The sequence below is a fragment of the Pseudoalteromonas sp. SCSIO 43201 genome, from assembly GCF_023716725.1.
Classification (GTDB): domain Bacteria; phylum Pseudomonadota; class Gammaproteobacteria; order Enterobacterales; family Alteromonadaceae; genus Pseudoalteromonas; species Pseudoalteromonas peptidolytica.
On the sequence record NZ_CP072684.1, the window covers coordinates 717,016 to 738,711 of the forward strand.

Consider the following 21,696-nt stretch of genomic DNA (forward strand, 5'->3'; position numbering starts at 1 on the left):
TACAGTACACCCAACATATGTATAAAAATATAATTGCTTATATAACCAGCTTTAGGTGTAATGGGTACATCGTTAAGCAAAAGCCACGCTGATTTGCCCAGCTATTTTACCGTCATTGAGAAAAGTATTAGTTAGTTCAATCTAGAGAGGTTTTCACTTGAAAGAAAAAATCAATTTAAAAGAAAAATTTTCAATGTTCAGCGAATTCTGGACTCCCAAAGTTATTGCTGAAATGAACGACTATCAATTTAAATTAGCCAAATTTAAAGATGATTTTACTTGGCACAAGCATGATGACACTGATGAGGTTTTTCTAGTGATTGAGGGTGAAATGGTAATCGAGTTTCGAGATAGTGAAATTGCGCTTGCAGAGGGCGAAATGTTTGTTGTCCCCAAAGGTGTTGAACACAAGCCATCCGCTAGAGCGGAATGTAAGGTGTTACTCGTTGAGCCAAGGGGTGTTATCAACACAGGTGAAAGAGTTGGCGAGCTAACTGCTGAAAATGATGTTTGGATTTAAACTGCTAACCTATCGCTCTAACGGGCGTTATATCACTATACGGCGTGACTCGCTTTTATTTATCCTTTTGGTATTGGTTAACCTGCTAGGGTGCTCTGAACAACAAAAAGTAGATAGTAAAATTAGCAAACAAGTAGTAGATGAGTGGAACGCTAAAATCGAAGGACAACGTCAAAAATCCAATAATTATAATGATTTTAAAGATTGGTTATCTTCTAACACACCAAAAGAAGACAAAAATTCTACTATGATAAAAAGCCTTACTGGCACTTCTAACTACGTAACATTAGATACCATAGCAAGTAAAACAGATCCGAACTGTTATATCGACATATCTTTACAATTTGAAGTTTCAGTCGATTCAATCGTCGAACATTATAAAGTTAGTGCTACACAAGTATGTCGATATAAAAATATTATATAAAAGGCTAGCCAACCCAAAGTTAATTCAAATCAATAATGAGAGTTAAAGCAAATTAACACAGACACCCTCTCAAATTTGTATCTATATTACGATGGGTGTCTGCTCTCTAATTTCGCAGCATGTTGACCAAATAAAACCAATAAGTTTTATCTGATAGTATTTGTTTATGCGTTAATAAACACTTCTGCTAACTTATCTAGCCGATCCGCTCTTAGACAATCGACAACCTCTGCCTCTACATCAGAAACTATTCCGCTGTGTTTAAGCTCAGCGAAGGCAGCAATGTATGATTCCTCGTGTTCATACCAAGCACAGCGTTCACCGAAAGATGAAGTGAACTGATAGGTGATTAAATAATACTCCCGAGATTCTTGCCATACCTCGGTTGATTCGGTCGCCTTACGACCCTTGGCTTGCTTAACAAACAAGCGGAAAATTTCAGGGTTAAGATGATAAAAGCCGAAGCATACGTCGAGGCACTCGGTGAATTCCTCTTCTGAAAACGTACTAATGTCAATCTCAGGACGTTGTAGTAAACGGAACAGATAATCAGCTGTATATGGAATGGGATCTAGATAACCCACGATATCACACACTAATTTGAAAAATACAGTGATAGACATTCTCCCAGCTTGATGCAATTGCTTGAAACCAGGCTCAACTGTACTTTCGAAAAACTCAACATCAAACTCCATTCGGTTTGCGGTCATTTCAGTTGAGTAATAGTCATAAAATGGGAAGCCAATTCCAAGCGCAATACTATTGCGACAAGCCATTTCAATATAATCTGGCTGATGGTGATCCACCAATTCTCCCATGCAAACATCAAGCTTGATATCAGTGAGCACATCTCCCATTATTTCAGCATATTTTTCAATTTCTTTTATCTCAAGCGCTGCGGTTACATCAAGATAACTATCAAATAATTCTTCACTAAGCGCAACCACTGTTTTGGTATCTCCCGCTTCCAATGCGTTTTTCAATACAGTTAGATTCCCTGAGGTATAATCATTATACCAATTGCCAAAATAGTGTTGAGTCATGATGCGGTTTCCTTGTTGGTTGTGTGTACTACAAACTGGCTTTGATGGCGCAAAGGGTGAAACAGGATGTAAGGTAAACGAACACAAGCAACAGCGACGCGTAACGTGCGAACAATCGGGGTAAAATACATCCTTGTTTGAACTTTACTATTATTTCTAGCCAGTCACATAACTGGCGGCGAGCTTATCTTATTCAAAGATATTTGACCACAATATGAGGCGCTTTATTCGTCTTATTTTTAAAACTTGGATTATTAACTGTTCAAAACGCTTTCTATGACAACTCAAACCCGGTATTTATGATGGTAACAAGGTAAAAACTAACACAATATTTTTATATATATTATTGTGGACACCATATAAAGGAAGTTAAGGGACGGTGCTCAAAGCCACTTTAAATCGATTATCTTCTATGTACGTGGACAAAATCTTATTATATTCGCCACTTCCTTGGATTTGGGCAAGACCAAGGTTGAAGCGCCTGATGATCTGTTCGGCATTGGGATGTAACATGCTCACGCCAATATGAAGCGGCCAGCGAATAAGCGCAGGGTGATATGCTTGTAGTTGATTGTATTCAAGCTTTTTTGAGCGTTCATATTCAAACGCAAGATAATCTGCAATGGCAACTTCAGCTCTTCCTTTATTCACCAGCTCCAAGCAGGTATGTAAATTAAGCACGTCGATGATGCGTAATTCATCAATACCATCGAGTAACGCGTGATAACCGTATCCTCGAACAGTCGCTACACTTCGATAGCGCAAGCTTTTAAGCCCCTGATAGTCGATTGGGTTGGTCTTTTTACTGATTAGTACCATTTCATTGTAAAAGTAAGGCGCGCTAAATAAGATACTTTTACGTCTTTCTTCAGTTTCCCAAAGTGCTACAACTAAATCTATTTGCCGATTTTCAACCATCATCATAATACGACTAAATGGTGCGGTTTTTATTTCAAATTCAATTCCTTGTGCTCGAAAGGCTGCCGACACAATATCATTGATAAGACCCTTGCCGTTTTCTTCGATATAGGGTGGCCACGCATTATGCCCACCTGTCAGCTTAGTTATTTTTGGCTGTGCTTGTATTGAAGTTAATGTGAATAAAAAAACAAGGTAGATGAGTTGTATTCTCATAAGTACACCTGCCACCAGCTGCTTACTCATAGTTTAGACTAATAAAATACATTTACTGAGTTGACTGTACGTAGCGCACTTTTCTTCGCGTGTGAGTTCTTCATGATATAAGCCCTAAAATTAATTGTTAGAGCTTGCCAAAGTTCTTTGTTATCTTACTTCTACAAGATCGCTACAGAGAAACCTAGATGGAATTTACAATCACTAGAATTCAAACCCCAATAGGGATATTCAGATTAAAAGGTCTTATGCCAGAGACTGCGGTGCTCAGTTTCTCTCATGCTGAATTTATGGGGTCGGATGGTTGGGTTGAAATTGACCTTGAATCTGATGGTGGGCGCTCAATTTTAAGCAGGGTCGAGGCCGATATTATCTTACATTTACGGAGTTAATTGTATGAAATACATAAAGATAAGTTTATTTTGACTAGTCGTGATAATTTATAAATACTAACACAGACACCCACTGCAACTTCTATCTGTGCAACCTTGGAACCTGTGACTTCCCTTCAGCTTTCTTACTGCACTTTGTACTTATATTGAGCGTGGAGTGTGTGTCCGTGGATTGGCGACTTATTCATTGATATTATAATTTATCGCTGATAGGTTATTAAAACTACAAAATAAATTTAGCTGAAGCTTTGTTTTTCAATTGGTAGATAAGTGGGTAATCAAGAGTTAACCGCTTATTTACTGTTATAGCGCTAAGGAAAGAATATGCGAAAGCTGGTAAGTTCTGGTTCTCATCTAGAGGAACCAATTGGGTTCTCTCGCGCGTGTCGTATAGGTCAAAACATAGCCGTAGCTGGCACCGCTCCGATAGCCAATGGTAAAACGGTATTTATTGGAAACGTGTATGAACAAACGAAATATTGTTTGGAGATTTCGCTCAAAGCGATTGAAGAAGCAGGTGGCAGCATTGAAGATGTCATTCGCACTAGGATAATGCTCACTAATATCAAAGAGTGGGAACAAGCAGCTAAAGCCCATGGAGAGCTATTTTCGACTCAGCGTCCTGCTTGTACGTTTGTCGAGGTTAAAGGTTTCATTGATCCTGAGTGGCTGGTAGAAACTGAAATTGATGCAGTGGTATCTGAGTAGTAATAATTGCTTGAGAAAATAACTTGGACATCTATTACAAGAGAGATTATGTTTTGGTGAGAGTCTGCAATTTCCACAACCTCTTAATTTGTAATTAATTTTAGCATTTAGCGAAACTACCAAAAATATTATCGAGATATTTTTGTGTTATTTTTCAAGGAAAGGCAAAGTGAATTTTCCAAAAATAAAAACATCACGACTAATTTTAAACCAACTTGAAAACGCAACGAGCGCAGACACCCATTGCAATTTCTACCTTCGTTATAGTGGGTATCTGCTATCTATTCCTTCTATCAATTCTCTCTTGGGTCACTAAAAATATTTAATCCAGTGCGCTGATGTCTTGCGTTTGTATTCCGCAAACCATTTGCATAGAGGGTATAAAAGTACACTTAAGCACATCGCAAAAAGCCACACTTGCCAGACGTGATAAAAGCCGAAATATGCAGTTTTATCAATGCCATAATGCATGTTTTTGCCAAATAACCACTGCGCCACCATGCTAGAAACAAGCAATGCGTATAAGTGCATGATGTAGAAAAACATGGGAGCCGAGCCCAAAATTCTTACAGGCTCTAACAGCTTGAATGCGCTTATTTCTAACGCCGCTAATACAAATGCGCCAATTCCCAAAGTCAATAAAATAAAATCAAGAGACGGTGGATATTTGGTGAAGTTGAAAAAGTCCATCACAGTCAAAAGCGCGGTTGCCTGTTGAGACCATTCAAGAGTTTCGCCGTAAATGTTTAACCCTCTTAAAATCAATAACCCTAATAAAAGCAGCGCTCCACTTTGCATCAACATAGTTCTTCGCTTTTGCGAAGTTATTGAACTAGAAAATAAAGGTCCCACCGCATAGCCACACAGAATAACACCAATCCAAGGTAAAACTGGATAAGAGGCTTTTACCTTAATTAAAGCGCCTGTGACTAAATATCCTCGGTCATGCAAAATCGTCCATAGCGAATAACCAATCTCATGCGGCGCAAACTCTATGGGCGATAATAAGTTATGCCCCGCCACTATAATTACACCCAATATTGCGATGGTGCTTCGAGGTAAAGCGACCACAATGGCTAAAGCCACCATACTCACGCCAATGGCCCAGATAACTTGCAAGTAAACTGTTTGATAAGCGCCAAACCAAGAGAAATTGACTAATGTCATTTCTAGCAAAATTAAAAATAAGCCTCGCTTTAGCAAGAATGACTGAGCTGAACGCTTTGCACCGTTTGCGGGGTTTTCATACAGCCAAGCAGACAGACCTGTCAAAAACACAAAAATTGGCGCACAAAAATGTGCACTTAAACGGGTAAAATATAGTTCTGGACTCGTAGTTTGAATGTCCATAGGGTCAAGCACTTGAGCATGTAAGAAGAAACGTTCTCTCACATGATCAACCAGCATAAATAACATCACGATGCCACGGAGTATATCAATGGACGGCAAGCGCGTTTTACTGTTTTGAAGATGATTCATTACACCTTTTCTCGTGTTTTAAATGAAAAAACAGCCTAAATAACCTGAATTCGGGCTAATAACTTGTTCTCTGGCCGCTGTTATCCCAACAGCTGCGTTAAATTTGTTTGCAATAGGCTAACTATTAACACACAAACTTGTCTTGTATTAAGAAATAACTTTTGGCTAGCGTGATATTGCACCTTTTGAACTTAGGTATTTTTTATTAACCAAACACTTACCCCAAGTTCAAGTTAAATTCGATTACTCAAGCTGCTGCTTTTCAAATAGTGAAATTACTTAGAACACACTAAGACTGTTAGCTCATATTTAAGATCAGAACTGATACTTCACCGTCGCGCTGTAAGTTGTTGGTGAACCTGGCATAGTCCAAAGCTTGTGGTAAGAATTTTCAAAGTAAGCCTTATCAAACAGATTATTGATATCGAATTTCATGCTTACCTTGTCACTTATCTCTATCGATGCTGACAAGTTAACGAGAGTGTATGATGGCAAAATGAAGTTTGCATCTGTTGTTTCGCCTAAACGATCACCCACATAATTTACAGTTGCACCAAGGTAAGATACTTTACCTAAAAGTGTGGTGTAATGTTTTAGTGAAACATGGCCAATATGATCAGCAATATTAATTAAACGCGAGCCTTTTGGAATAGGCACGCCCCAATCGGCATTAACCACGTCATTTGCTGTTTTTGCATCTGTGTAAGCATAAGCAAATTCAAGCACTGTATCACCTGTCAGCTCAGTGGTTAGTTGAAAATCAACACCTTGGCTTTCAACTTCACCTAATGTTGCCGATAAACCCGTATCTGGCTCAGCGGTTAACATGTTGGTTTTTTGCGCATCAAAAAGTGCAATACTCCCCGAAAAACGACCTGCAATACTTTGCCACTTTGCACCGATTTCGAATGATTTGGTTTCTTCTGGTTCGAACGCATTACGGTTTGAATCAAGACCCGGATTTGGTCTAAAGCCTTCGGCATAACTTGTATACAGATTAACTTGATCATTCGCACTATAAATAAGACCAAAGCGTGGTGTAAACTCAGTTTGCTCTTGGCTTTGAGCTTCATCACTGCGTAAGTTAAGAATGTTTTGCTCAAACTTATCAACGCGTACCCCCACTAACACCTTTGACTTTTCAGTCAGTTCAATGAGATTTTGGGCATAAAGGCCTAAGCCTTTTTGATTTTCCTCTGTCAGCGTTTTTTGTACTGGTTCAGGTTGAACTTGAGTGTAATCTGGATTGTGAGGATCAATGGTATAAGTCGTATCACCCGAGCCCCATGCCGTGCGCCATACTTTGTAGTCGGTATCTATATCAAGATTATAGTGATCAACACCCACTAAAATATTATGTGTTAAGCTGCCAAGTTCAACTTCGCCATTTAATTCAAAGCGGGCTGATACATCGAGAGCTTGATAATCTCGATCTCTTCGTTGGCGCGACAGTAGATTTTCGTCGGTATAAACCAGTTGTCTACCGGCTGATAACTCAGTATCAGAAGATAGGCCTTTAAAAGAAGAGTCTCGGTAAGCAAAACCTGTCAGTAAATGCCAATCACCGTTTAACTTATGAGTTAACACTAACTGATGACCTAGTGCCTCAACTTGGTGCGCGCCATCACGAATATCTCCGTAAAAAGCATCCGCTTTCACACCATCAAAGCTATTATTCAGAATATATACACCTCTATCTAAAGGCTTTTTCTGATCGAGTACTTCCATTTCGTAGCTCAGGCTGGTGTTATCAGAAATATTCCACACTACCGATGGCGATAAATGTAAGCTTTCGACTGAAACATGATCTCGGTGTGTATTTGAGTCTTCGTATGAACCATTTAGTCGATATGCGGCCTCTTTATTCAAGGCATTGGTATAATCAAATTCAAACTGTTTCTTACTGTAATTACCCAATGTTGTTTGAATATAACCTTGTTCGTCGAATTGCGGTTTTTTGGTGATGATATTGATAGTGCCACCCGGTTCACCTTGTCCATAAAGTGCAGAGCCTGGACCTTTCATCACTTCGATACTTTCGATGTTAGCGGTGTTCCTATTACCGTTATAACCTCGAGAATTAAAGCCATTCACTAGGTAACCTGATGGGTTATTTTCATCTCCAGAGAAACCACGAATGGCAAAGCTATCGAACATACCACCTGAGTTATTCTGTCTAACTATACTTGGTGAAAGCTCTAGGGCTTCCATAAAACGGGTAATGCTCTCACTCTCTAGCGTGTCAGAGCTAATCATATCGACTGCTTGCGGAGTTTGAACTATAGGCACATTACCACGGTAAGGTTGCCATACACGTTTAACTTCAATGTGTTCAATGTCTTCACTTGAGTTTGATTGAACAACATCTTGCGCAATGACACCATTAGATGCCACCAAAAGTGAGAGTAGTAATTTATTTTTCAAAAAGACCTCGATTTCATGAATGATAAATTCAGTACAATATAACATAGCAGAAGCCATTGTTGTTATATACTGAAAAGTAAATTGACTTTATCTTTGCGCATTTAATCGAAAATTATGACGTGATTGAACTTTAAAGTTCACTCTTCGAACAACTAAGGAGCACGCTAATCATTCATTTGAGTGCGATGGTCGCTGTTATGATACTAATTCCCTGAATTAACTTGAGATTGAAGTAATTAACCTATAAGCACACTAACGTAAGCTGCTCTTGTATTCGCTATTTGTGATGTGTATGGTGGCAGGCATTATACACTCCCCCAGATATATCCAATGCGTGATTCTTTAAGAACCAAAGTGATAGAGGTTTGCACTAAAAAGATTAAGCACAAAGGTGAGAATGTTGGTGTCTCATTTTACGCTTTTTTTGCTAATAAAAATGATGATCCAGAGCTGTTAATGGAAGCTGCTACTTGGTGGATAAAAACACACCGGCTAAATCATTTCGAAAAAGCCAGCAAAATCATTGAAATGATAGAACTTGGTAAATAATTACTTGAATCACTAGAAGTCAACAGCATCCATTTTCTACCTTTGAGTAAAAGGGCTCGTTTATAGAGCCCTCTTCAATATCACTAGCCTCATACTAGCTCAAGTATTATGCAGCGACTTGTCCTTTATGGATCAACCTTTCACACAGTGCTTGCCATTCGTTGGTTTGTTTTTTGCCTTCAATTCTGCGACCAAACAATGTTAATACCGTCTCACGATTGGCATCGAAAAACTCTATTGAAGTCACCACAGTGTCCCCATTATCCGTTGGTTTTCTAACCACAAATGCACGTGTTAGCTCATCAGCTTTTATGTGTAGGTTAAAATCAGGATCAAGCACATTATACCAAGAACCAACTTGTTTGAGGTTGTCGACTTTGCCAGAAAAAATCTGCACCGCACCTTGATTACCTACGAATACCATGATCTCTTGCTTGAATGTTTTTGCCTGTTGAAAAATATCTTCAAGTGCAAAATTATGAAGCTCAAAACTCCACGGCGAGCCTACCAATTCCAGTGCTTGTAAGCGCTCAAGTTGATGCGACGCTAGCAATTTTGGAAAGTGGTGTACATCTTCAAGTTCACCCCATTGCGTTCTAAAGTTGTCTAGCTGCGATGTGCTCGGTGATGTTAATTCAACCTCTGCTGACTCAAAAGGTACAACGGTCAATGGGCGCGATGATATCGATTGATAGCGTGCTTTTATATTTACTAGCTCATTAAAATCTGAATCCGCAGTCGTATACACTTTGTGTACTGCACACCCATGTTTATCAAAAAATTGGAAGCTTGTGTGGCGCTCAGTTTCAACTAAAAAGGCACTCTGCCAGCGATATAAAAATAGCCTTAAGTCAATGCCTCCGGGATTAATAGCAATGCCACTTAATTTCCCGTTATTCTCTGAGACATATAGCTTTTCATACACTCCTTTGATCTCATTGACTACCGAGCCATTGCGAGTCAATGCCATGACCTTGCCTAACTTTTTTAAGCTTTTGAGAATCTCAGGCAACTGCGCCTCATCTAAGCGCGTTATTGACGCTGTTACCGGTTCATCAAGCTGAGCATATAACAGTTCGGCCTCACTCACCCCCAATTGCATTGCAGCATCAACTGGTCGAAGCCTTGGCTCACCCACAAGTAACGTTTTATAGTCTTGAATAAGTTGGTTCATTATCTCTCCTTAAAAGCGCCAGCTGATCTGGGTTTTAATGTTACGGCCAAAGCCATAGTCACCAATGCCACCACCTGTACCAGCCATAAGTTTGTATTCTTTGTTAAAGACATTATCAATGGCTACTCTTAGGTTAAAAGCACTATTAATGTCCCAACTTGCATACAAGTCAGTCAGGGTGTAACTCTTTTGCGTTTGTGTAGCATATTGCCGGGTTGCTCTGTCCATCACTTGTACATCGCGCGAGCCACGTCGCACTATTTGCGCGCCAACCTGTAGTGAGTTATCAAACAATGATGTACCTAAATCCAGAGCGATTTTATCAGCTGGTAAATACCAAAGTGGTTCGTTATTTTGATCTTCGCCATCAATATCACTATAGGTAAAGTTGCTGTAAAAACGTGGCGTTGCAAAATTCACTTCTAACTCAACACCATCTCTGTCGTTGCTTGCCCTATTAGCATAACGCGGTGCAGGGACAGGGTTTATAACGTTACTGGTGACTGATGTGATCTCATCATCCACCGAAATATCAAAGTAAATAAAACGTGCGGTTAATGTGTCGTTGTCTGTAAGTATGTTATTTGCCTGATAAGTCACACCCACTTCAGTGTTGTTACTATATTCTACGTCCAACTCTAAGCCTGGCTGCCTGCCTCCATATTGGTCATACAACTCGTCAATTAGAGGAGCTCGAAAACCTTCTTGGCGGTTTGCAAATACGGCCCATTGTGGCGTCAATTGATAGTTTACGCTGAGCGCTCCTGCCCAGTCGCTGTGTGTCAATTTAGTATCCAGTGTTGAAAAAGCTTGTTGAAATTTAGCAGTTGGCGAGGTGCTGTAACGCTCATAACGAAGCCCTGCAATCACGGTAAGTTGCTGCCAATTAAATTCATCCTGAATATACACACCAGAGCGCTTTTGTGTGCCTCCAGGTTGTGATGTCATCTCAGCAGTAGTTGGAGTAGTGCCGTATTGCTCACAAGCATACGTCTCATAATTAATTTTTAGACAAGGTAATGCAGTCTTTTCTCCAATTCGTTCTTTATCGGTATACTGCACCCCGTAAGTTACAGTATGTGACCCTAAGACACTGGTATTCATTACATCTAAGGTGGTGATATTGTATTCGTAGTTTGACTCAATACCGATATAATCTTTTAACATCCCTACCCCATCAGATTCGGTAACCTCACTGCTGGTGAAGCCAACTTTGGCACTCAAATCAATTAACGCATTGTTAGCGGGGTTATATTCATAGCTGAGGTTAGCAACTGACTGTTCAACTTCACGATATACTGTGCCCCATGCGCCGGGATCTGTGGTATTGAACTCAGTTCTTTGGTCGTCTTTGGTTTGTGTATAACTTGCGCCTATAATCGCATCATCGCTAACAAAGTACTCCCCTTTGAGCAATACAGAACTATTTTCAATCGCAGAGTTTTCTAGCGTTTCATCATTGGAAAGTTCCCAATCATCACTCTCTCGCTTGACTATTGCGCCAAGAATATCCAATGAGTCATTGGGCCTTGCGAAAGCTACAACTGAACCATTTTTTTGTTCATTATTGCTGTCATAGCCTAGTTTTACTTTAGCTCCCGCAGATTCGCCATCTTGCAAAAAGTCAGCTGCATCTTTTAACTCAAATTGCACAACACCACCAAGCGCTCCGCCACCATGCAGTACTGTACTAGTACCGCGCTTAATGCTAATGGAGCGATAGAGATCAGGATCTGTAAATAAGCTTCCCATGCGATACTTTTCAAAAGTCTGCAACATACCATCGATGGTAACCATTACATCCTCTGCGTCACTAAAACCACGGATATTAAATTTATGACCCGTCGATCTTGGCCCACCATTCGCTGAAACGTTTGCAATGGTGTCTAGGGTATCAAACACATTACTGTCCAGCTTACGCTCAATCTGCTCTGAAGAAATAACATTCACTGCCTGCGCAGACTGTAAAGCTGTTTTTTGTGTACGAGTGGCAGTTACCGTAACTGCATCAAGATCGGTTTTTATTACTTCGGATGATTGAGTAGCAGAAGAAGCTGCTTGCACCCAGGTGGCAGAAGTTGCAAGCGCGATGAAAAGAGTTAATTTAGATAAACGCATAAGAATACTCCAAGTGTCGTTATTGGTATTCATACTTCAGCTCTGCCCCTGTTTGTCCCTAATGCCCATAGAATAAATACAGGCTTTCCTCAGTGAAGTATGATTTTCGCGGCGCAATATAACACACCCAAACCTAAATGGTAATTATTTTTATTCGCTTTTAACAATTAGATTTGCAACTTGGATATTTAATTCGCTTAGTTTTGCAAATAACGACACCAGGGCTTCACTCGGTACATGTTTATCTACCGCAATAAAAATAGTTTCGGAATTATCTAGATGCGCGAGCGCTTGCACTAAAGTATGCTCAGCGCTAAAGGGTTGTTCATCAATGGCGTAACTCACTTCATCATTGCTAAGCAATAGGCTCACAACCTTGGGGGTTTGCTTCAATTCAACTTCAGCTTGTTCGCCGGCACTGGGTAAGTTCACCTCAAGTACATTTAATTTCACCGCCACACTGAGTAGTAAGAACACAAGTACGATAAATAATACATCTAGCAACGCAGTCAGATCGGCGCCAAGATGCTGGGCTTTCGGAGCTGGTAATTCAAGCATGTGCTTCACCCGTCGATAAAAGTTGGGCGTTCATACACAGTGTTAATTCACTTTGAAATCGATCCACCACAGCTTGCAATACCCCATAAACGAGTAAACATGGCATTGCGATAGCCAATCCAGCCATTGTCGAATACATGGCTTCCCACAGTCCGTCAGCCAAGAGTGCAGGTGTTACCGCTTGCTGGGTTTTAGCTATTGTTTTAAACATCAATACTAACCCCCATACAGTACCAAACAGTCCCATCAGCGGACTCAAAGTACCAATAATACTTAACATCGCTAAGCGCTTTCGCCATTCAAAAACATACTCTTGCAAGCATAATGCGGCACGTTGTTGATCCCTGAAAGTCTGTTTATTTTGCTTAATATTACGCACCTTTATCCATGCTTGGCTGAGCACCCAGCAACGCTCAATGATGATGGCAAACGCAATAATTGATAAACAAAGAAACGGCCATTGCATCGGCCCAAGTTGAGAAAACCACGACTGCATTGTTTTATACTCACTTTAAGATAGAGAAAATTTAATAGGTACGGTGAATAAGGCCTTTACCGCACTACCGTTATGAATAACTGGATGAAACTGCCACTGCTCAACATTTTGCCGAGCAGCGGTGTCTAGACTTTGGTATCCACTGCTTTTAATTAACGTTAAATTGGTGATCCTTCCTTCTTGATTCAGTTCAATCTCAAAAATACTAACGCCTTCAAGACCGCGACGCCTTGCCCTAAGCGGATAACTCAAAGCGGGTCTTGGCGCTTTAAATAGCGGCAACTTACTGAGTCGTACTGGGGTATTGTCATTATTACTGATTTCGCTCGGTCGCTGAGCCGTTGCAAGTTGTTGGGTCGTGTGCTTAGGCTCCTCCATAGGAGCTGCCACAGGTTTCACGGGTTCAATCTGTTCCGTTTTATTAGCAACTTGTATGTCGTCTGGTGTTGTAGTTTTAACTGGTTTTTCCTGCGCTTGCGATACCGCTGCCGTTTCTGATTTTATTTCAGTCTCACTGTCTTGGCTTTTTTTTAGTGCATGAGTAACGCCCTTAAACTGAGATGATACTGCCTGAGACACAGCCTTAGACGCTGTTACTGGTGTTGGAGAAGAAAACGAAAGCACCAAAGGTGTAGTTACTTTACTTACCTCATGGGCGCTGACACCTGCGCTCCACTGCGGCTCCACACTAGCTGGCGATATCCACCACAAACCATGTAGAAATATGGACACTGCAATACAGAGAATAAATTTCATATTGATAAAAGCAAATGATAACTGTTACTATTCGCAATAAATATAACAAGTTTGGATTTGTAATGAAAGCTAAAATTACAGCACTATTGACCTTTGGATTACTTACCTGTGCCACATTGCAGCAGCCAGTCTTTGCTGATGAAAGTGACCAAAAGATTGTCGTTTCTGGCGGCTCTATCACTGAGATTATCTATGCGCTTGGCGAGCAAAAGCGCATTGTAGGTGTAGATAGCACAAGTGTATTCCCAGCTGTTGCCACCCAAAAACCACAAATAGGTTATGTAAGAAAAATTAATGTCGAGGGAATTTTGTCACTTAATCCAGATCTCCTCCTTGGCGAAGCCGATACAGGCCCAGACAAAGTGTTACAACAACTCCAAGATACTGGATTACAGACACACATTTTTAGTGAGAATGACAATCTCTCAGGTGTGGAGGCAAAAATAGCCAAAGTTGCACAGCTGCTAGCTGTTGAACAAAAAGGCCAAGCGCTTATTGACTATATTCAAGCTGATAGAAAAGCACTGATACACGTGCTTGAGCAAGTCGACCACAAACCAAAAGTGTTATTTGTATTAAGTCTTCGCAGTGGTCAGCCAATTGTTGCAGGAGCAGGAAACTCAGCACATGAGGTGATCACCGCAGCAGGAGGGATCAATGTTGCAGCCACACATTTTGAGGGTTGGAAGCCGTTAGCAACTGAGTCAGCTATCGCGATGAACCCTGATGTGATTATTAGTATGGGGCGTCATGGCGATCAAAAAGCGACGGATTTAAGCCAAGTGCCTCACTTTAAATTCTCAAATGCAGTAAAAAACAACCGAGTTTTATTAATCGACGGAACATACTTGCTTGGTATGGGTCCACGTACACCTCAAGCTGTGGTCGAGCTGGCGACATTACTCCACCCTAACACCACTTTGCCAAATGATTACCGATTCCGAGCTGCTCAGTCAGCACCAGTAAATGAGTCACTATAATGCTAGCACTAGAGCAATCTTTGATCCCCGCAGATGTCGCTAGAAAATGGATGATTGCAGGACTTGCTGTTGGCTGTGTTTTGGTTAGTGTAATTGGCTTGACAGTAGGTGGAGTAGACATCAGCTATGAGCGCCTAATCGCTATTCTTTTTTCGAGTCATGAAGATACCCTAGAACAAGCGGTGATCTGGCAGATCCGTATGCCAAGGCTCGTACTTGCTGTTATTGTTGGAGCAGGGCTTGGTGCTTGTGGCGCTGCAATGCAGGCTATTTTCAGAAACCCTCTTGCCGATCCGGGCTTAATCGGCATTTCAAGTGGTGCCGCACTTGGTGCAATTAGTACTATCGTGCTTGGAAGCTCATTACTTAGTGACTTTACCGCTTACTACGGAATTTATGCCGTGCCAATTGGTGCCTTTTTAGGCTGCCTTTGTGTGTGTAGCATCATCTACCGGTTATCTAGTCAAGGCAATCGCTTTACGATTGTTAGCCTCTTGTTAGCGGGAATAGCCGTTAATGCGATTGTCGGCGCTGTAATAGGTATTTTAACCTTAATTAGCTCAGATCAGCAGTTACGTGATCTCACCTTTTGGAGCATGGGGTCGCTTGCTGGAAACAGCTTTCAGATGATCATTCCTTCGCTGTGTTTGATGCTGGCATGTTGTTTTGGCTTCAGCCGTTTAGCGCAGCCTCTCAACTTGTACTTATTAGGTGAGCAACAAGCCAAGCATTTGGGAGTAGATGTCGTTAGTCTAAAAAAGAAAGTGTTCGCCTTTACCGCTTTGTGTACAGGTGCCGCAGTGGCGCTAACTGGTATAATTGGCTTTGTCGGCTTTATCGTGCCACATATAGTACGCTTGTTAATCGGCCCTGATCATCGATATTTATTGCCCGCTTCAATGCTTGGTGGTGCCATCTTATTATGTTTAGCCGATTTGCTTGCGCGTACTCTCATTCTTCCCTCTGAATTACCAATAGGCCTTATTACCAGTGCACTGGGTGGCCCATTTTTTCTCATTATGCTGGTTAAAACATATCGTTTGAAGGAGCTGTAAAATGTTAATTGCCAACAAAGTTAGTGTACAAGTAGGGAAAAAATCACTGCTCAGTGGTATCGACTTTGCTATTCGCCCCGGTGAAGTTGCAGTTGTCCTCGGCCCAAATGGCGCAGGAAAGTCAACCCTGCTAAAAGCGCTATGTGGCGATATAACCTTGAGCGAAGGCACTATCACCTACCACCAGCAAAGGTTGCACGACATAGACAGCTTGTCACTTTCACATCTGCGAGCAGTGCTTACACAGCAGTATGATTGTGAATTTCCATTTAGTGTACAAGAAATTGTAGATATGGCTCACTATGTCCATCAAGAGAGTCATACTGTGGATTCATTGCGCCGCTACTCTAAAAAAGCGATGCAAATTTTATCTGTTGAGTACTTAGCACAGCGCAGCTTTACTCGACTTTCAGGGGGAGAAAAGCAGCGGGTACAGTTTGCTCGGGTACTTTGCCAGCTACTGCCAAGTTTAGACGCAAAAAAACCATGCTATTTGATGATTGATGAACCGACAGCCAGTCTGGATTTATACCACCAATATCAAGTCATGAAGCTAGCACAAAGCATTGCAAAACAAGGCGCGGGTGTAATAGCTGTAGTCCATGATCTGGCACTTGCAGCCAGTTTTGCCGATACCGTATATCTGCTAGAAAAAGGAAAACTTGTTGCATCGGGAGCACCTGCACACGTGTTGAATAAAGCGCAGCTTCGCAAAACCTATGGGATCGAAGCACAATTAACTCAATCCGAGACATTTTTGCCGACGCTAGGTGTTTCTAGGGAGTTTGACCTCAATACCGCACTGTAATGAGCATTTGAGCAGGCTGGTCAACACCGGCCTGCTCCTCATGTTTATAGCTTGTGCTGGGCTAAAAAATGGGTCAAAGGTAAAAACAGAGGCTGCGGCAACGCATCCAATGCAAACCACCGCCAATGCTTACATTTATCTGGCTCTTTTACCTGTGCATGGTGATCATCACACGTCGCTTTCACAAACAAAGTCACATAATGCTTTTGCTCTTGCGCAAAAAAGTCATTGGTAAAGCCGAGTTTTTCTACGGTAACTACGTTCAAGCCTGTTTCTTCAAGCACTTCTCTTTTGGCACATGTTTCAATGGTTTCCCCATACTCCAAATGCCCACCAGGGGTCGCCCATGTATTGGCACCATGTGCGCCTATGCGCTCACCAAGTAAGATTTTATCTTTATACATGATGATTACACCAACTCCAACGCGTACTGCTTGCTCCATTTCTTTTCCTTATGCCAATTCGCTTAATACTTGCTCAATGTTAAGGCCAGTTAACCTCAACTGTGACATTCTATACTATTACCACACAGTCCATACGTTATTTTTGAAACGCAAACCTGACGATAACAACACGACATTGGCACTGTGCTAATTCACATCTACGTTCTTATTTCTCCCTAACGCTTGTGAAAACGAGTATTTTATCCCACAAGTAAGGCTTAGCTTGGTTAAAATGGCATTACATGCGACAGCATAAATCTTGCTAGTTTCGGCGCTTACCATTGACCCAAGTTTGCTCGACTTTCGTTGCTTTGATTTCTTCTGCAGTCAACTCGAACAAGTTATTTTGCAATATAATAAAGTCAGCTTGCTTTCCGGCTTCTAAGCTACCCACTATATCATCTTGGCGCATCGCGTATGCCGCGTTAATCGTATATGCCGCAATAGCTTGTGCTAAAGAAATAGCTTCAGGTTGACGACTTATCGCATTCGCAATCCCAACAAATGGGTTCAATGTACTGACATTCCAGTCACTGCTGAGTGTCAGCATTGCGCCATGATCGAGTAAGCCCTTGATAGGGACTAGGCTGCCAGCGCGCTTTCGCCCCAGTAGAGGCTGCATTTCCTGCCAGTGCGAGGGCTGTGCAAATTCACCTGCTACTTGCGCATCAGCTATCACACCTAACTCAGCAAACTTTTTGTAGTCACTGGGGTCAATAACCTCAACATGAGTAAGACGATGTCGAGCTTTACCATTAGATGCTGTACTGATTGCGTTTAGTGCCTCATGTACTCCTCTATCACCAATGGCATGAATATTAAAATCGAAGCCGCTCGGCTCTAACGCCTTTAAATACTTTTCTAATCGCGCTTGTGTAAAATAATTCAAGCCACGATTTTCACTCCGCGCTAACAAATCAATATGATATGGCGCTTTCATAGCCGCGGTGGTATTAATCAAAATACCATCCATATAAAATTTAATCTGATCTATTTTCAGCATGCTGTCTGGTGTGACGTTATACATTGACTTAAGTGCTCGTATTTGACGCTCATCATTCGCCTGTGGATAAGCCCAAAGCCCTAGACTGACTCGTACTTGTAACGCACCATCAGCTTGTAACTGCTGCCACGTATCAAGCTGACCGCGCTGCCAATACACACGAGCATCACTGATAGAGGTAATACCGTGTTTTAGTAACGTAGGTTGCGTATATTCGACAAAACCATCATAGTTTTTGAGCTTTTCATCCCCCTGTGCTTGCATCGCAAGATCCATCACGATATTGCCTGCGTTGTCATACAAGATACCATCGGTGTCTCCTAGCTCATCGCGTCCAATTACCCCGCCAATTGGATCGCGGCTTTGCGCATGGATATTGGCAAACTCAAGTGCCTTGGTGTTTACCCACATAGAGTGAGAGGTCTGCTCCATGATAACCACAGGTCGATTTGCAATTACTTCATCTATCAACATTTTTGGCGGTATAGCCAACTCCAGTAGCGTATCAATATTATGTCCATACCCTATCAGCCATTTAGCATCAGGGTGCTCAGTAGCGGCTCGCACAAGCACATCCTGATAACCTGCAACGGTGTCATATTGCGACACCGTAAAATGTGTCGCGTTTGAGGCTGATTCTAGAGGATGAATATGAACATCATGCAGACCTGGCAAGATCATTTTTCCTTTTAGGTCGTGTACACGAGTGTTGTCTCCAATATAGGATTGTATGCCATCCATACTGCCTACGTACATGATTTTCCCATTTTTTATAGCCATCGCTTGTGCCCACGGATGAGATTTAGTGACGGTATAAATAGCGGCATTACTAAACACCTGCTCGGCATGTTGAGTGGCTATTGACTGAAGCTCTTCGGTCATCAAAGGGGACTCAGCACATCCAGAAAGAGTACAACTTAAGGCTGCAGCCGTTAATGTGATTATCATGACAAGATCTCGAATACGGTGTTTTATAAAAATTATCTTAATTAAGTGGTCTATTTTGAGGCGAGAAAATCTTGTCGATAACTCCGCTACCGCGTCCTGTTATCACTAAGGTACCTACATACATGTAGGCAAGGCAAAAATTTGCTATTTAGTTGTTCTAAATAAGAAATTTTTAGCGCCGTTAGCGTCAGATTTACGCCTTCAAATTGAGCCGTTATAAAGTCTAATTGTTATTAATATAGTGGCAACTTATATGATGTGGTAGAAGCCACAAAGAGGTGCCGTGTTTTTTGTATTTTAGTCGTTAAAGTAGCCTGTGCACACCACGTTGAGCAATAGCCAAAAGCAAACTGCCTGATTAATCAAACGACTTTTTTCACTCCCAAAGGTAGCCGTAATGCGTTGTAACACTGTGTAATATGCGAAACCTGCAGGTGGTACTAATATGAGGACGGAAATTGTTTATCATTATTGTGAGGTCATTATGTGTACTCGAGTATTTAATAACTGGGATGGTGCCAACTTAGCTACTGCTCGAAACATGGATTGGATGTTTACATTGCCGACCAGTCTATTTGTATTTGAAAAAGGGCTCAAAAAGTCAGGCCTAGAGCCAATATCAGCACTTAGTGCAAAAATAGAAGCTCATCATAATCCACTAACTTGGACATCTTCTTATGATAGTGTTGTTGCCATGGTTGGAGATGATTGCAGTGGATGGGCAGCGTCAGATGGTATGAACTCGGTGGGGTTAGTCGCAAATGTGTTGTATGACTCAGGAGCCTCATACGGTAAGCTTGATTGCAAAAAGAAACAACTAAGCGTGTTACGCTGGCTCCAATACGTATTGGACAAGTTTGTGCTGGTTAAAGAAGTTGTGGATACGTTTAACAAGCAAGATATTCAAATTGTAGGAGCGGAGGTGCCTAATAGCGAAGGAAAAACAGCCGCATTACATTTGATAATTTCAGATATCAGCGGTGACTCAGCAATTATTGAAGTCAATGATGGCTTATTTAACATTTATCATAGCACTGCATATCGCGTTGCCACCAATGAACCTAGTTACGCAGCCCAGCTTAAAATTAATGATTATTGGCTATGGCAATGGAGTGAAAAGAACAACTACCCAAGTCATACCATCCCCGGCGGCCCATATTCAACCGACCGGTTCGAGCGCGCCACTTTTTATCTCAACCATTTAGATACACCAAAAGATGAGCATGATGCCGTCGCGCAAGCAAGAACGGTTGCTGCGAATGCTTCGGTACCCTATGGCTATAACTTTATAAGTAGTGCTAGCCCAAATATATCCAACACATTATGGACAAGCATTGCTGCGCATAGAAGCCAGATATATTACTTTTGTAATGCTCGAACACCACATATTGCTTGGGTTAACTTAGCGAACTTTAAGTTTGAAACCCCCGTGAGCGCCTTTACGTTAATACATCAAGCTCCTACGGGTAATTTTGTTAATAGTAGCCGCAATGGCAAACTCAATAAGCATTTTGAAGCAGCAGTTGATCCATTTAAAAAATAGAACACGTCAGTAAAATGTAGTGATCTATTTTGAAGTGGGACACCCCTTCGGTAAACAGTGCTTGATTGGCACTTCTACTGTGTCGCCCCACAGGATGTGGGGTTTGATGATTTTATAGGTGCACAACGCCTTTATCGCCTGAGTCACATAGAGTCATCTATGCTACGCAGGCTCCACCTTGTATAAATACCAATTAAATTGCTGCAAAAAACAAACCTAAAAGATCAACGGGCTCTAATAATTGAGTGCCATATTAAAAGCCATGACCAATAGCAAAACTGCAAACACTTTTTTAATGGTCGTAACAGGAAGGTGATGAGTCGCTTTTGCGCCAAGCGGTGCAGTAAACCAAGAGGTGCATACAATGCCTGCCAATGCGGGTAAATACACAAACCCAGCAAAGCCATCCGCAAAAGTGAAGTTGGCACTTCCCGCGCTAATGTAGCCAATAGATCCAAAAAGCGCGATAACAATGCCACACGCCGAGGCGCAGCCAATGGCTTTTTTCATATCAAGAGAAAAATATGTGAGTAATGGTACCAACAGTGCTCCCCCACCAATTCCTATCATGGCCGATAAGCCACCTGTGATACTTGTAAGTAAGGTGAGGATTGCTTTGTTTGGAAGCTGTCTATCAGGCACTTTTGTGTTTTTACTACTTTGCAGCATCTTGAACGCAATAAGTGCCACGCTCAGCGCAAATACAGCCCGTACAGCGCTTTCTGGTAGTAATGCGGCCAAAAACCCGCTGATCAGTGCACCTAATGCAACACCAGCCATTATCCAAGGCGCAACTCCCCATGGCACATTACCATTTTTATGATGCGCAATTGCAGATGAGGTCGATGTAAAAAGAATAGAAGCCAGCGAAGTGGCAACGGCAGCTACAACCACTTGCTCTGCGGGTAGCACTTCAAAATACAATAAAATACCACTTAATATTGGGACGATGACTAATCCGCCACCAATCCCCAACAATCCAGCTAAAAATCCCACTCCACTTCCTAACAGAGCGCAAAATACAAACAATAACAGTAACTCACTCATTCCATTTATCTCTTTTAGTTAAACCGTAACACTCAGGTTTGTTCCCTAAGTGCGGCGAGTATATCAATATGATGCACTGTTATTGGTGATTTTA

General features: G+C 41.6%; 21 protein-coding genes. 9 read left to right on the top strand and 12 right to left on the bottom strand.

All coding sequences use genetic code 11. The features are described 5' to 3' along the window. Nucleotides 1-157: 157 nt before the first annotated feature. Both J8Z24_RS19740 and J8Z24_RS19745 read left to right on the top strand, forming a co-directional pair. Nucleotides 158-520, top strand: coding sequence for a cupin domain-containing protein (locus J8Z24_RS19740; RefSeq protein WP_252095701.1), 363 nt, complete (start codon nt 158-160; stop codon nt 518-520). After that, nucleotides 504-944, top strand: coding sequence for a hypothetical protein (locus J8Z24_RS19745; protein WP_252095702.1), 441 nt, complete (start codon nt 504-506; stop codon nt 942-944). Before J8Z24_RS19740 ends, J8Z24_RS19745 begins: the two co-directional genes overlap by 17 nt. A gap of 164 nt (nt 945-1,108) precedes the next feature. Here the strand turns inward: J8Z24_RS19745 and J8Z24_RS19750 are convergent, their stop codons facing one another. Together J8Z24_RS19750 and J8Z24_RS19755 are read right to left on the bottom strand one after the other, a co-directional pair. Next, entirely contained in the window at nt 1,109-1,987 is an 879-nt protein-coding gene (locus tag J8Z24_RS19750; RefSeq protein ID WP_176032773.1) for a hypothetical protein, read from the bottom strand. Nucleotides 1,988-2,356: 369 nt separating this feature from the next. After that, complete coding sequence (locus tag J8Z24_RS19755; RefSeq protein ID WP_176032772.1) at nt 2,357-3,121, bottom strand: substrate-binding periplasmic protein; 765 nt, start codon at nt 3,119-3,121, stop codon at nt 2,357-2,359. Between the two features lie 188 nt (nt 3,122-3,309). On the opposite strand from J8Z24_RS19755, the gene J8Z24_RS19760 reads away from it, so the two are divergent. Both J8Z24_RS19760 and J8Z24_RS19765 read left to right on the top strand, forming a co-directional pair. Then, nucleotides 3,310-3,513, top strand: coding sequence for a hypothetical protein (locus J8Z24_RS19760; protein ID WP_252095703.1), 204 nt, complete (start codon nt 3,310-3,312; stop codon nt 3,511-3,513). Nucleotides 3,514-3,837: 324 nt separating this feature from the next. Next, nucleotides 3,838-4,221, top strand: coding sequence for a RidA family protein (locus tag J8Z24_RS19765; protein ID WP_125252655.1), 384 nt, complete (start codon nt 3,838-3,840; stop codon nt 4,219-4,221). Nucleotides 4,222-4,533: 312 nt separating this feature from the next. Here J8Z24_RS19765 and J8Z24_RS19770 read toward each other — a convergent pair whose 3' ends face one another. Together J8Z24_RS19770 and J8Z24_RS19775 are read right to left on the bottom strand one after the other, a co-directional pair. After that, nucleotides 4,534-5,700 (bottom strand): acetyltransferase domain-containing protein, encoded by a 1,167-nt coding sequence (locus J8Z24_RS19770; RefSeq protein ID WP_176032771.1) that lies wholly within the window; start codon nt 5,698-5,700, stop codon nt 4,534-4,536. Between the two features lie 315 nt (nt 5,701-6,015). Beyond that, the gene (locus J8Z24_RS19775; RefSeq protein WP_176032770.1) at nt 6,016-8,124 is read right to left on the bottom strand and encodes a TonB-dependent siderophore receptor; all 2,109 of its coding nucleotides are present in this window, start codon (nt 8,122-8,124) and stop codon (nt 6,016-6,018) included. Between the two features lie 330 nt (nt 8,125-8,454). On the opposite strand from J8Z24_RS19775, the gene J8Z24_RS19780 reads away from it, so the two are divergent. Further along, nucleotides 8,455-8,673 carry a DUF6500 family protein gene (locus J8Z24_RS19780; protein WP_128730658.1) on the top strand — a complete coding sequence of 73 codons (219 nt, stop codon included), beginning with the start codon at nt 8,455-8,457 and terminating at the stop codon, nt 8,671-8,673. Between the two features lie 106 nt (nt 8,674-8,779). Here the strand turns inward: J8Z24_RS19780 and J8Z24_RS19785 are convergent, their stop codons facing one another. The 5 genes from J8Z24_RS19785 to J8Z24_RS19805 all read right to left on the bottom strand — a co-directional run bounded on the left by J8Z24_RS19785 (nt 8,780) and on the right by J8Z24_RS19805 (nt 13,775). Next, complete coding sequence (locus tag J8Z24_RS19785) at nt 8,780-9,847, bottom strand: hemin-degrading factor (protein ID WP_176032769.1); 1,068 nt, start codon at nt 9,845-9,847, stop codon at nt 8,780-8,782. 9 nt (nt 9,848-9,856) lie between these two features. Continuing rightward, nucleotides 9,857-11,965, bottom strand: coding sequence for a TonB-dependent receptor domain-containing protein (locus J8Z24_RS19790; protein WP_176032768.1), 2,109 nt, complete (start codon nt 11,963-11,965; stop codon nt 9,857-9,859). Nucleotides 11,966-12,115: 150 nt separating this feature from the next. Next, entirely contained in the window at nt 12,116-12,523 is a 408-nt protein-coding gene (locus J8Z24_RS19795) for an ExbD/TolR family protein (protein WP_176032767.1), read from the bottom strand. Continuing rightward, on the bottom strand, nt 12,516-13,019 hold the full coding sequence (locus tag J8Z24_RS19800; protein ID WP_176032766.1) for a MotA/TolQ/ExbB proton channel family protein: 504 nt from the start codon (nt 13,017-13,019) through the stop codon (nt 12,516-12,518). Before J8Z24_RS19800 ends, J8Z24_RS19795 begins: the two co-directional genes overlap by 8 nt. Before the next feature lie 15 nt (nt 13,020-13,034). After that, entirely contained in the window at nt 13,035-13,775 is a 741-nt protein-coding gene (locus tag J8Z24_RS19805) for an energy transducer TonB (RefSeq protein ID WP_176032765.1), read from the bottom strand. A gap of 62 nt (nt 13,776-13,837) precedes the next feature. Here J8Z24_RS19805 and J8Z24_RS19810 point away from each other — a divergent pair, with 62 nt between their 5' ends. The 3 genes from J8Z24_RS19810 to J8Z24_RS19820 are packed head-to-tail and all read left to right on the top strand — an operon-like array spanning nt 13,838 to nt 16,618. Further along, nucleotides 13,838-14,755 (top strand): heme/hemin ABC transporter substrate-binding protein, encoded by a 918-nt coding sequence (locus J8Z24_RS19810; RefSeq protein ID WP_176032764.1) that lies wholly within the window; start codon nt 13,838-13,840, stop codon nt 14,753-14,755. Continuing rightward, a complete protein-coding gene (locus J8Z24_RS19815; protein ID WP_125252647.1) occupies nt 14,755-15,810 on the top strand; it encodes a FecCD family ABC transporter permease in 1,056 nt (351 codons plus the stop codon). Before J8Z24_RS19810 ends, J8Z24_RS19815 begins: the two co-directional genes overlap by 1 nt. A 1-nt stretch (nt 15,811) precedes the next feature. Beyond that, nucleotides 15,812-16,618 carry a heme ABC transporter ATP-binding protein gene (locus J8Z24_RS19820; protein ID WP_252095704.1) on the top strand — a complete coding sequence of 269 codons (807 nt, stop codon included), beginning with the start codon at nt 15,812-15,814 and terminating at the stop codon, nt 16,616-16,618. A 44-nt stretch (nt 16,619-16,662) separates the two neighbouring features. On the opposite strand, the gene J8Z24_RS19825 is transcribed toward J8Z24_RS19820, so the two are convergent. Further along, the gene (locus tag J8Z24_RS19825; protein WP_147390401.1) at nt 16,663-17,061 is read right to left on the bottom strand and encodes a nucleotide triphosphate diphosphatase NUDT15; all 399 of its coding nucleotides are present in this window, start codon (nt 17,059-17,061) and stop codon (nt 16,663-16,665) included. Nucleotides 17,062-17,323: 262 nt separating this feature from the next. Beyond that, nucleotides 17,324-19,012, bottom strand: a complete 1,689-nt coding sequence (locus J8Z24_RS19830; RefSeq protein WP_252095705.1) for an amidohydrolase — start codon at nt 19,010-19,012, stop codon at nt 17,324-17,326. 445 nt (nt 19,013-19,457) lie between these two features. Between J8Z24_RS19830 and J8Z24_RS19835 the strand changes: the two genes are divergently transcribed. Continuing rightward, entirely contained in the window at nt 19,458-20,555 is a 1,098-nt protein-coding gene (locus J8Z24_RS19835; protein WP_252095706.1) for a linear amide C-N hydrolase, read from the top strand. A 234-nt stretch (nt 20,556-20,789) separates the two neighbouring features. Here J8Z24_RS19835 and J8Z24_RS19840 read toward each other — a convergent pair whose 3' ends face one another. Further along, complete coding sequence (locus tag J8Z24_RS19840) at nt 20,790-21,602, bottom strand: sulfite exporter TauE/SafE family protein (RefSeq protein WP_147390399.1); 813 nt, start codon at nt 21,600-21,602, stop codon at nt 20,790-20,792. Between the last annotated feature and the right edge of the window lie 94 nt (nt 21,603-21,696).

What these genes read in the sequence shown, in the direction of transcription:
- J8Z24_RS19745 (WP_252095702.1), top strand. Translation starts at nt 504, where the DNA reads ATGATGTTTGGATTTAAACTGCTAACCTATCGCTCTAACGGGCGTTAT.
- J8Z24_RS19750 (WP_176032773.1), bottom strand. Translation starts at nt 1,987, where the DNA reads ATGACTCAACACTATTTTGGCAATTGGTATAATGATTATACCTCAGGG.
- J8Z24_RS19755 (WP_176032772.1), bottom strand. Translation starts at nt 3,121, where the DNA reads ATGAGAATACAACTCATCTACCTTGTTTTTTTATTCACATTAACTTCA.
- J8Z24_RS19760 (WP_252095703.1), top strand. Translation starts at nt 3,310, where the DNA reads ATGGAATTTACAATCACTAGAATTCAAACCCCAATAGGGATATTCAGA.
- J8Z24_RS19765 (WP_125252655.1), top strand. Translation starts at nt 3,838, where the DNA reads ATGCGAAAGCTGGTAAGTTCTGGTTCTCATCTAGAGGAACCAATTGGG.
- J8Z24_RS19770 (WP_176032771.1), bottom strand. Translation starts at nt 5,700, where the DNA reads ATGAATCATCTTCAAAACAGTAAAACGCGCTTGCCGTCCATTGATATA.
- J8Z24_RS19780 (WP_128730658.1), top strand. Translation starts at nt 8,455, where the DNA reads ATGCGTGATTCTTTAAGAACCAAAGTGATAGAGGTTTGCACTAAAAAG.
- J8Z24_RS19785 (WP_176032769.1), bottom strand. Translation starts at nt 9,847, where the DNA reads ATGAACCAACTTATTCAAGACTATAAAACGTTACTTGTGGGTGAGCCA.
- J8Z24_RS19790 (WP_176032768.1), bottom strand. Translation starts at nt 11,965, where the DNA reads ATGCGTTTATCTAAATTAACTCTTTTCATCGCGCTTGCAACTTCTGCC.
- J8Z24_RS19795 (WP_176032767.1), bottom strand. Translation starts at nt 12,523, where the DNA reads ATGCTTGAATTACCAGCTCCGAAAGCCCAGCATCTTGGCGCCGATCTG.
- J8Z24_RS19800 (WP_176032766.1), bottom strand. Translation starts at nt 13,019, where the DNA reads ATGCAGTCGTGGTTTTCTCAACTTGGGCCGATGCAATGGCCGTTTCTT.
- J8Z24_RS19805 (WP_176032765.1), bottom strand. Translation starts at nt 13,775, where the DNA reads ATGAAATTTATTCTCTGTATTGCAGTGTCCATATTTCTACATGGTTTG.
- J8Z24_RS19810 (WP_176032764.1), top strand. Translation starts at nt 13,838, where the DNA reads ATGAAAGCTAAAATTACAGCACTATTGACCTTTGGATTACTTACCTGT.
- J8Z24_RS19815 (WP_125252647.1), top strand. Translation starts at nt 14,755, where the DNA reads ATGCTAGCACTAGAGCAATCTTTGATCCCCGCAGATGTCGCTAGAAAA.
- J8Z24_RS19820 (WP_252095704.1), top strand. Translation starts at nt 15,812, where the DNA reads ATGTTAATTGCCAACAAAGTTAGTGTACAAGTAGGGAAAAAATCACTG.
- J8Z24_RS19825 (WP_147390401.1), bottom strand. Translation starts at nt 17,061, where the DNA reads ATGGAGCAAGCAGTACGCGTTGGAGTTGGTGTAATCATCATGTATAAA.
- J8Z24_RS19830 (WP_252095705.1), bottom strand. Translation starts at nt 19,012, where the DNA reads ATGATAATCACATTAACGGCTGCAGCCTTAAGTTGTACTCTTTCTGGA.
- J8Z24_RS19835 (WP_252095706.1), top strand. Translation starts at nt 19,458, where the DNA reads ATGAGGACGGAAATTGTTTATCATTATTGTGAGGTCATTATGTGTACT.
- J8Z24_RS19840 (WP_147390399.1), bottom strand. Translation starts at nt 21,602, where the DNA reads ATGAGTGAGTTACTGTTATTGTTTGTATTTTGCGCTCTGTTAGGAAGT.